Annotated in this window: 6 protein-coding genes and 1 pseudogene; 4 read left to right on the forward strand and 3 right to left on the reverse strand. The window is 58.7% G+C overall.

The window, feature by feature from the left end; all coding sequences use genetic code 11:
* Window positions 1-282 precede the first annotated feature (282 nt).
* The 4 genes from ACO550_RS14755 to ACO550_RS14770 all read left to right on the forward strand — a co-directional run bounded on the left by ACO550_RS14755 (window position 283) and on the right by ACO550_RS14770 (window position 5,969).
* Entirely contained in the window at window positions 283-2,400 is a 2,118-nt protein-coding gene (locus ACO550_RS14755; protein WP_315598385.1) for a di-heme oxidoreductase family protein, read from the forward strand.
* 110 nt (window positions 2,401-2,510) lie between these two features.
* Complete coding sequence (locus ACO550_RS14760) at window positions 2,511-3,470, forward strand: glycosyl hydrolase (protein WP_315598384.1); 960 nt, start codon at window positions 2,511-2,513, stop codon at window positions 3,468-3,470.
* Window positions 3,471-3,588: 118 nt separating this feature from the next.
* Complete coding sequence (locus ACO550_RS14765) at window positions 3,589-4,614, forward strand: tripartite tricarboxylate transporter substrate-binding protein (RefSeq protein WP_315598383.1); 1,026 nt, start codon at window positions 3,589-3,591, stop codon at window positions 4,612-4,614.
* Window positions 4,611-5,969, forward strand: coding sequence for an MmgE/PrpD family protein (locus ACO550_RS14770; protein ID WP_315598382.1), 1,359 nt, complete (start codon window positions 4,611-4,613; stop codon window positions 5,967-5,969). Before ACO550_RS14765 ends, ACO550_RS14770 begins: the two co-directional genes overlap by 4 nt.
* A gap of 21 nt (window positions 5,970-5,990) precedes the next feature.
* Here the strand turns inward: ACO550_RS14770 and ACO550_RS14775 are convergent.
* The 3 genes and pseudogenes from ACO550_RS14775 to ACO550_RS14785 form a co-directional block, all read right to left on the reverse strand.
* Window positions 5,991-6,196: pseudogene (locus ACO550_RS14775) on the reverse strand (transposase); the annotation flags it as partial.
* Window positions 6,197-6,524: 328 nt separating this feature from the next.
* Window positions 6,525-7,478 carry a DUF4435 domain-containing protein gene (locus ACO550_RS14780; protein WP_315598381.1) on the reverse strand — a complete coding sequence of 318 codons (954 nt, stop codon included), beginning with the start codon at window positions 7,476-7,478 and terminating at the stop codon, window positions 6,525-6,527.
* Window positions 7,462-9,009 carry an AAA family ATPase gene (locus ACO550_RS14785; RefSeq protein WP_315598380.1) on the reverse strand — a complete coding sequence of 516 codons (1,548 nt, stop codon included), beginning with the start codon at window positions 9,007-9,009 and terminating at the stop codon, window positions 7,462-7,464. The genes ACO550_RS14780 and ACO550_RS14785 overlap by 17 nt, the downstream gene beginning before the upstream one ends.
* Between the last annotated feature and the right edge of the window lie 593 nt (window positions 9,010-9,602).

The raw sequence follows: 9,602 nt of genomic DNA on the forward strand, positions 1-9,602 counted from the left end.
CGCGAAGGTTCCATGCGCAGAACTGTCATGTATCTGACATCGATCGGGCTGCGACCGGCGCCACACAACGGAGTGACGATCCTCGTCACCGCCGCTGCAAAACTCTGTCACCCAGGCCGCCAGATAATGACAATTGACATCTATTTCGGCGGCTAACAATAATCGGCGCGGCTACAGGGAATGGGCCTTTTTCCGGCAAATGCAACGCAGCAGTGCACGCTCCGGGAATAAAAACGAAAGATGGAATCGACACGGTTCCGATAAAAAGAAGGGTCAAACGTCATGAATATCCGCGCGCATTGCCGTGGGCCAGCCGCATTGCTGGCCGCCGTCCTGATGGTCACTGCCTGCGGCGGAGGAGGCGACAGCGCGCCACCTCCAGCCGCTACGCCAGCCGAAGCCTTTACGCCACTGTTCGCCGCCGACACCCCGCTGATGGAGCAGATCCAGTATCGCGAAGCCGATGGCACACTGGTGACGCTGATGGGTTCGCGCCCGACCGAACGGCACGCGCGCGAACGCGGCGAGGCGTGGGACGCGCCCGATGCCGGCCCTGGCCGCTACCTGACGTTTCCGACCTTCTATTTCCAGAACCGCACCTTCGGGCTCGAGATTCGCGATCACGTGCCGGCCGGGCAGCAACGCATCGAGATCTACCTGCGTGTGAACCAGGGCATCTTCGATGGCACCACGTTCAGCCTGTTCCGCAATGTGCTCGACCCCACGGTACGCGACTATGGCTGGTCACTGAACTACGGCTTCAACAACCCGAAGGAAGGCGGCCTGCCAATCTGCCGCGAGGGCCAGCCGCGTGAAGACTGCATGATGGTAGTCGACTCCAACTGGCGTACCGACCCGCACAGCCCGCTCAAGGTCGGCGACAAGATCGAACTGGCACCCGCGCCGCGGCTCAAGCGCGACCCGGTCGTCGATGGCGGCGGCAGCCGCTACTACTCGTTCGAACAGCTTTATGTGGTGGGCGTGGGCATGCGGCCCTGGTATGGCATTGCGCCAAACCTCGACTCCGAACCACTACCCGACGATACGCTGCTCGGTGGCCAGGCCAGCATCTCGTACAACTACTCCGAAGAGCCGATGCGGGTGTTCCAACAGATGGCCAACAATATCGGCATTACCAATACGCAGCGCTTCGTGGAAGGGCGTCGCCTGTTCCATACATCGTTTGCCGATGGCACGCACTCGGAGCACGACAAGGACAACCCGGTCTTTACCGCGCATATCGGCCAACTCGGCGCACGCTACAACCAGCCGCGCTGTATCGAATGCCACACCAACAACGGACGCAGCAAGCCATTGGCATTGGGCGCGAAGCTCGACACCATGTCTTTCCTGACCGCCAACGCCGATGGCAATGGCGTGGACCCGGTCTACGGCCACAACGTGCAGCAGCACGCGCAGGATGCCAAGGCGCCCGCCTACGACGTCAGCCTGCAATCCTATGAAACCACGGTGCGTACCCTGCCCGACGGCGAGAAGGTGGAACTGGTGAAGCCCGTGTTTGCGTTCAAGGGCCCTACCCCGGCGCGATTCTCGGCCCGTCAGGCCGCACAGGTCATTGGCATGGGCCTGCTCGAAGCCGTCCCCGAGGCCAGCATCATGGCCCAGGCCGATCCGGACGATGCCAACGGCGATGGCATCCGGGGGGTTGCCAACCTCGTGGTCGATCCGCAGACCGGCAAGACGCACCTGGGCAGGTTTGGATGGAAGGCATCGAAAGGCAGCATCCGGCAACAGGTAGCCGACGCACTGATCAAGGACCTGGGTGTCACCTCGCCGATGTTCCCGGACTACAGTTGCCAGCGCGGTGCGGCCAACTGCCACACATCGACGGCGGCCACCTCGGTCAGCGAGAACGAGTTGCAGCGCCTGACCAACTATCTGTCGCTGATTGGCGTCCCGGCCCAGCGCAAGCTGCGCAGCGGGTTTCCCGATGGCATCCGCGTGTCGCCGGAACATGATGTCGACCCCGCGCAGATCGCCCGCGGCAGCGACCTGTTCACGCAGACACGTTGCGTGGCGTGCCATACGCCGACCATGAAGACCGGCAACACGCATCCGTTTGCCGAACTGCGCGAGCAGACCATCCATCCGTACTCGGACCTGCTGCTGCATGACATGGGTGCCGGACTGGCCGACACGCTGGCAGAGGGACGCGCCTATCCGAGCCAATGGCGTACCGCACCGCTGTGGGGGATCGGCTCGCTGCGCTTCGTCCAGGGTGGCGACACCAGCGTGCGCCTGCTGCACGATGGCCGTGCGCGCACCATCCCCGAGGCGATCCTCTGGCATGGCGGCGAAGCCACCGACAGCCGCACGCGCTATGAAGGCCTGCCAAAGGCCGACCGCGACGCCATTACCGCGTTCCTGCAATCGCTGTAAGCCCATTCAACGGCTCACCGGCTCACCGCTTCATCGATTCACCTGCCCTCCCGCCACGTCGCTTCAGACGCGCGGCGGGCAGGCTTGCATCGCTTCATTCGGAATGTCTCATGCTCATGCAAATCCTGCGCTGCCGCCTGCTGGCGCCGCTGTTGATGGCCCTCGCGCTGGGCGCTTGTGGTGGTGGCGGCGACGGCGCCTCGCCATCGGGAGCCAATAACGGCACCAATGGAACCAACGGCAATAGTGGCGTCAGCACGCCCACTACGCCCCCCGCCGCCACGCCAGGCGTCACCAAAAGCGCCAAGCGCGGCATTGCCTACGACCTGGCCAGCCAGGCCGATTTCGCTGCGTTGGCGCCGGGCGTCTCATGGTGGTACAACTGGGCCGCCAAGCCAAATGCGGCGGCGCCACCCGAGACGCGCACCGGCTACGGCATGGACTACATCCCCATGCTATGGAACGACTATGCGTTCGATGCCAACGCAGTCGAGACCTACCTGCTGGCCCATCCGGAGATCAAGTACCTGCTCCTGATGAACGAGCCCAACCTGACCGACCAGGCCAACCTGTCGCCAACGGCCGCGGCAGCCGCCTGGCCGCACTATGAAAGCGTTGCCGCCCATACCGGGGTGAAGCTGGTGGGACCCGCCATCACATGGGGCACGATGCCTGGCTATGAAGACCCCGTGGTGTGGCTCGATGCGTTCTACACCGCCTACCGTGCCGCCAACGGCAATCGTGATCCCAGGATCAACTACCTGGCGTTCCACTGGTACGACTATGGGCTGGGCGGCCAGCTCGACCGTCTGGCCAAGTACGGCAAGCCATTCTGGGTCACCGAGTTTGCCAACTGGCACGCCAATGCCGATGGCGCGCAGATCGACACGCTCGACAAACAGAAGCAGCAGATGCGCGAGATGGTGGCCACATGCGAACAGCGCACCGATGTATTCCGGTATGCGTGGTTCACGGGACGGTGGCGACCCGACCCACATTTCACGAGTCTGCTGGCAGCCGATGGCGAGTTGACGGAACTGGGGCGCTACTACCTGAGCCTGCCGTTCTGAGCGCGGCAACCCCCGTTCCAATTCGCGGAACATCCATGTAAATCACGGCGTCTCGCCCAGAATCGATTGCAGGCCGGCTGCTTGCCGCGTCCGGTGCAACGATAACGAGGAGACGACGATGACATTGCAGATGCGAAGCGCGGCCACACGCGCATGGCGTGGCGTGCATTGGCTGCTGTGCATGATGGCATGCATGGCCGCCTTGACTGCCTTGACCGCCTTGAGCGCCACGGCCGTTCATGCGCAATACCCCGACCGCCCGATCAAGCTCGTGGTGGGTTTTCCGCCCGGCGGCGGCGGCGACCTTTACGGCCGGCTGATCGCCGATCAGCTCTCGCGCAAACTGGGCCAGCCCGTGGTGGTGGAGAACAAGGGTGGTGCCGGAGGCATGATGGCGGCCGAGCAGGTCGCCCGCAGCAAGCCCGATGGCTATACGTTGCTGATGGGCATGAGCAGCAACATGTCGCTGGCGGCCGCCATCCGCGGCAAGGAACTGCCCTATCGGGTGCCTGAGGACTTCGTGGCCATCGGCATGCTGGTGCAGGCGCCGCACGGCCTGTTTGCCTCATCCGACCGCTACCAGACCGCGCAGGCCGCGCTGACCGATGCCAAGGCACGCCAACTCAGCTACGGATCGTCCGGGCCGGGCAGCGTGGGCTACGTGACGATGGAGATGATCAAGGCCAAGGCCGGTGTCGACATCTCGCCGATTCCCTACCGTGGTTCCGGTCCCGCCATCACCGATCTGCTCGGTGGCCACACCGACCTGTTCTTTGCCACCGCGCCGCCGATCATGGGCCAGGTCAAGGGCGGCAAGCTGAAACTGCTGGCACTGACCGGAGAACAGCGCACACCGGCATTCCCCGATATCCCGACCTTCCGCGAGCTTGGCATCGATGTCACCGTCACCCAGTGGTATGGGCTGGTGGCGCCGGCAGGCACTCCCGACGCCATCGTGCAAAAGCTGTCGCGCGCGGTATCCGAAGGACTTGGCAATGCCGAGTTGCGCCGCGTGGTGCGCCAGGACGGCGCCCGTGAAGTCGACATGCCCACCGACCGCTTCCGCCAGTACATCATCGATGACATTGCGCGCTATCGTGCCGGCATCAGCGACAAACTGCTGAAGACCATGGAGGTCAAATGAACGCGCCCCATCCTTCTGCCTTGCCGCAACATCTGACCCGCGAACTTGTTGCGCATAGCCTTGCCATAGCCAACGGCGACCTGCCTTCCGACGTGGCGCGCATTGCAATGCATAGCCTGCTTGACTGGCTCGCCGTGGCGCGTGCCGCGTGGCAAGCGGCGCCGGTGCAGATCCTGCTGGCGGAACTGCGCGATGAAGGCGGCACGCCCAATGCCACCCTGCTCGACGGATCGCGGGCCAGCGCGGTACAGGCCGCGTTGATCAATGGCACGGCATCGCACGTGCTCGACTTCGATGATGCCCACCTGCAGTCGCGCGTGCATCCGTCCGTGCCGTTGTGGCCAGCCATCCTGGCGCAAGCAGAAACCGGGCGGCATAGCGGCGCGCAAGCGCTGGCCGCATTCGCCGCCGGCGTGGAACTGCAGAGCCGCGTGGCGTCGTGGATGGGCGAAGACCACTACCGGCTCGGCTGGCACAACACCGCCACGCTCGGCACCCTGGGCGCCACCGTCGCCGTAGCGTCGATGCTCGGACTCGATGTAGAACGCACCTCGCATGCAGTAGGCATCGCCGCCACGCAGGCCGGCGGCATGCGGGCACTATTTGGCACGATGTGCAAGCCGCTGCATGCTGGCCAAGCGGCGGCCGTGGGCCTGCGGGCCGCACGGCTGGCCGCACGCGGCTTTACCGCAGTGCCCGATATCCTCGAACGCGCGCAGGGCTTTGCCGCGTTATACGCAGACGACTGGAATCCGGCCGGCATCTGGCACGACGCGGCAACCTCACGCGTGCACGGCATCGTCTACAAATACCATGCGTCGTGCTATGGCACGCAAGCTCCCATCGAAGCCTGCCTGCAGTTGCGGCACGATCATGGCATTGCACCAACCCAGATCGACTCAGTAGACATCGCCATCGAACCTCAGTACCTCGACGTCTGCTGCATCGCGAGCCCCGGCACGCCGTCTGAAGCCAAGTTCAGCATCGCCCATATGGCCGCACTGGCCTTGTCGGGCCAGAGTACCGTTGCAGCAGACAGTTTCTCTGCCGCGCTCCAGGATCCGGCATTGGTGGCTTTGCGTGGCCGCATCCGCGTACATGGCGACCCGGCGATGGCGCGCGCCAACGCCCGGGCCACCGTAACGCTGGCCGATGGCAGCAGACATCACAGCCATAGCGACGCGAGCCGTCCTGAAACCGATCTTGACCGGCAAGAAGCGCGGATCGCCAGCAAGGCGCGCAGTCTGCTGACACCTGATCTGGGGTCCGCAAGGACCGAAGCACTGGTTGCGGCCGTGTTGGCATTCGATACGCTGGATGAAGCCGTGCACTGCCTTGCACCGTTGCGCCAGTAGCCATCATCAAAGTAAAAAAAATCATCGCCGATTTCGGGGGAAGGCCGCTCGGATCTTGAGAAACGGTGGTAGTCATCGCGGAAGCCATACGCCATGCGTTTGATTACCTTGATCCGGTTGTTGATGCCTTCCACCAGATTGCTGCCTAGGGGCCAGCGCGCCTGGGGCAGAATGCCTGGCAGGTACGTCCGCAACCGACGCGCGAACTGGCACAACTGGCCGATCCCGAGGGCCGAGATCGGCCATGAGCTGCCACCCGGTGGAAAGCTAGTCAGTGGCCGAATCCGGTACAGAACCCGACGTTCATAAGCAGGCAGCGGCCTCAAACGTACTTGCGGCGATGGTTCCCGAAGCCCTGCCTTGTCCCCCCTGGATGGTCACAACGGACTGGTTCAATTTCAGCTCTTGGTTGCGCCCGACCACGATAAGCCCGTTCCATAAGTCTGGCGCAATGCTCCAAGTACCGGCGATTGCGAGCCGCGGCATCGCTGCACAGTACATCCAGGTTACGCGTCAATAAATCCTAGCAACAGAGTCAAGCGCGCAGGTTCACCTCTAGTCCCGAGCCAGAAACGCTGGCAGTCCATCTGGAAAGGCAGCGCGAGGTGCCAGACTATCAAATGAGAAATTTCCTTTAACCCCGTAATCCGGAAGCGGTACTTCCGCAAAACACGTTGGCGCCTGCGACAGCCGGTCTTGGCGCAACAAGCTCAACCATTTTACGAAAAATGCCAAAGCAAATTTCCCTCTATAGCGTTCGGCGGGGTCGAATGCTTCAAACTCTTCACGCCAGCGGACAACTTCTTCTTCAGTCGGTTCGCGCTCCAACTTTATAATTTGGTCGACCGGTATTCCAGCGGAAGTTACACTATCAATGCCAACATTGGCTAGCATGTTAATCCCGGGCGGGATATCCTCAGTTCTTCGTATTTTTTCGCGGGCGGCGATGAAAGCTCTGAAGTTCAACTCCTTCGTAACATCCAAAAAACTGTTATACGTCAACTTAAATATTTCAATTATTCTTTTACGAATAGATAAATATCCATTGCAATGGAATTCGACTTTTAATAATTCCTCAAGTAAATTATTACAAACCAAGTAGCTTTCCACCGAATATTTTTCGGTCATAAATAGCTTTTCGTGCGCCGCTCGGTCCTGAAGATCATCAAAATCCCGATCTACAAAAAAGTACACCCGCTGCCCAAGTCCGGTTAAATCTCGCTGCAATGAATCGAACAATTGCAAATTGGACCGCTTATTCTTAGAAACATATGGCTCATACGCGACGTCAAATGCTATTCGCCTTATCCAATGATCATAAATTATTTTGTCATCACGCCCCTCAAAACTAAATATTTTAATGCCTTCAGGAACGGAGGATGAGAAGGTCGCGAACTCAGTTTTATCCACTGCTGATGATTTTGTTGAGCCACGGATCCTTTGAAAATAACTATCTTTCGCGGCGCTATCGTTATCAGCATCAACACTCATATTAAGCCCCGTGATCATCAAGATTCATGTCATTTTCTTTCAAGGCACGATTGACGTTAGGCACAATCCGGAAACGCAAGGATCCGGCGAAAGGCTCTAACTCGTTATCGAAAATAAATGGCGAATGAGTAATCGCGATGACTTGCCGGCAACTTGGAGCTTTCAAGACGTCTAGCAATATCTGTCGCTGCCAGTCGAGTGAAAGCGAAAGTTCTGGCTCGTCAATAAGAACTATTTTTGGTCCTGGATATAGATACAATCGAGCAAACAGCGACATCATCTGCTTTTCTCCCGAAGACAGCGATTCCAGAGGGACATCGTCGCCCGTTACGATGCTCTTCACTGTCACCTCAAGATCTCGGCGATTGAAGTCCAGTTTTTTACTATCGAAGGCGTTTTCAACAGGAGATGTGAACTCATCTACTGACTCATCGTCGCCCGATAAATATTTGTTGCAACTGCTGATGAAGGCCTGTACGAGTTCCTCGTAGCCCCGCGTTTCCAAAATAACCAGATTCAGTTGGTTAAGAAAATACTTTAAAAACGGTTCCGCATCTTCGGGAATTTCATTGTTGTAAACAGCATCCAGATTTGGCGGCGCAAAAAAACTATAGGGTCCTCTCCGAAGTTCCCGCGAAGCATCTTTTATTCGAGAGAAGAAGATATCAAGGGATTCGCGCGACGGCAGCTCAGTTGTTGCACTATTAGCACTATCTCGGTATTTTCCGGATATTAGATCGTTAATGACATTGGCACTTACTTTCCCATACCCCTGATTAGATGTGTAAAGCATCTCAGAATAGATCGCACGAAGGCGCTCTGAAATATCGCTTAGCCCAAACTGTATATCGGCAGAATATAAGCCGCTTCGCGCGACCCCCAATCTGGATAGCACACTTTTCTTCTTCTCCCCACGACGGGTGTCAGGGAAAGGAAGCGATAGCTCGATACGGCGATATGTCGGCAGATAAACGATCTCAAAATTCGCGAGAATGATTTTTAGCTGATTTCGAATATCATTGATTCTGAAATTTTGATCGGCCAGGTGTTTGGCGAGACGTTCGCAGTGGCTTCTAGTTCCCGCGTAGTCATAACCCATTTTAGCGTTGATTGCCGAAAATGTTGGGTCATCGACAAGTTCAGAATAGCTGAGCGTGTGAATAGGACCTTCTATTAGCGTTAGAAGCGCCATGGGCTGAATATCCCATGCCTTTGCGCGAACAGCAATCTCGCTGCCGAGTACAAAATCTGCGAGCTGCTCTATGTCGCGTCTAAAGAGCTCGAATTCAAATAAATGCCCAGACAATCGGCAAGTTATTTTCTCGAAATCTAACCCAATGAAACGACTAAATTGCCCGCGAAGGAATGCATCTAATGCGGCGATTAGTGTAGTTTTCCCTGATCCATTCCGCGCAATAAGTACCGTCGCAGCATACTTCGACGACAAACTCACCGAGCGATACCCGTACAGTCCCTCAATTGAGAAGTGCTCAACGATTGAAGGTTTCATAGCCGACTGAGTCGCGCCTTCCTGACTGTGTTGTTCCATCCGCAAAGCCTCCTTTTCATAATCACGAGCATACAACATTTGTAGCCGGCAACGATGTCGATTATGCCTCCGACTGGCGCTATGTTACCGATGCGACAAAATGACTCGAGTAGGGTGATGGCTGCCTAAAAATTCATGCCACGGGAACAAGTCGCTTCCCCGACCTGTGATTTCCCAAGTCTAGTCTCCCCGAGATCCAAGGGATGCTAATGTACTTTTTGAGCGGCTGGTTCCCAGCCGATAGCCGCCCCCAGTATTGGGTTAGTCGAGCGGCCGAGAAGGGTCGTCTTCTGCCCTACGCGGACCAGTCCAGGAGGAACGCTCGATTGTGCTCGGCGTCAGGCCGCACCCGGCCAGGAGCGGCCAGTCGTCGTTCGCACGATAGCTGACAGGTACCTGCTAGGAAACGGCCGTCTGCGTCGCTACGCTCCCGCCATCCAACGCCCGGCGCACGCAAATATTGGCTCCCTCGCAGGGTCCCCCACCAATGACAAAATATTCACTACTGTTGGTGGGCTTCTCGTTTCGCGGGACCGGGCCGCCGATCCGTCCGCATGTCTGCCTTGCCCCTGATCTCGCGCCTCATCGCCGCC

It is taken from the genome of Cupriavidus sp. (assembly GCF_057315035.1).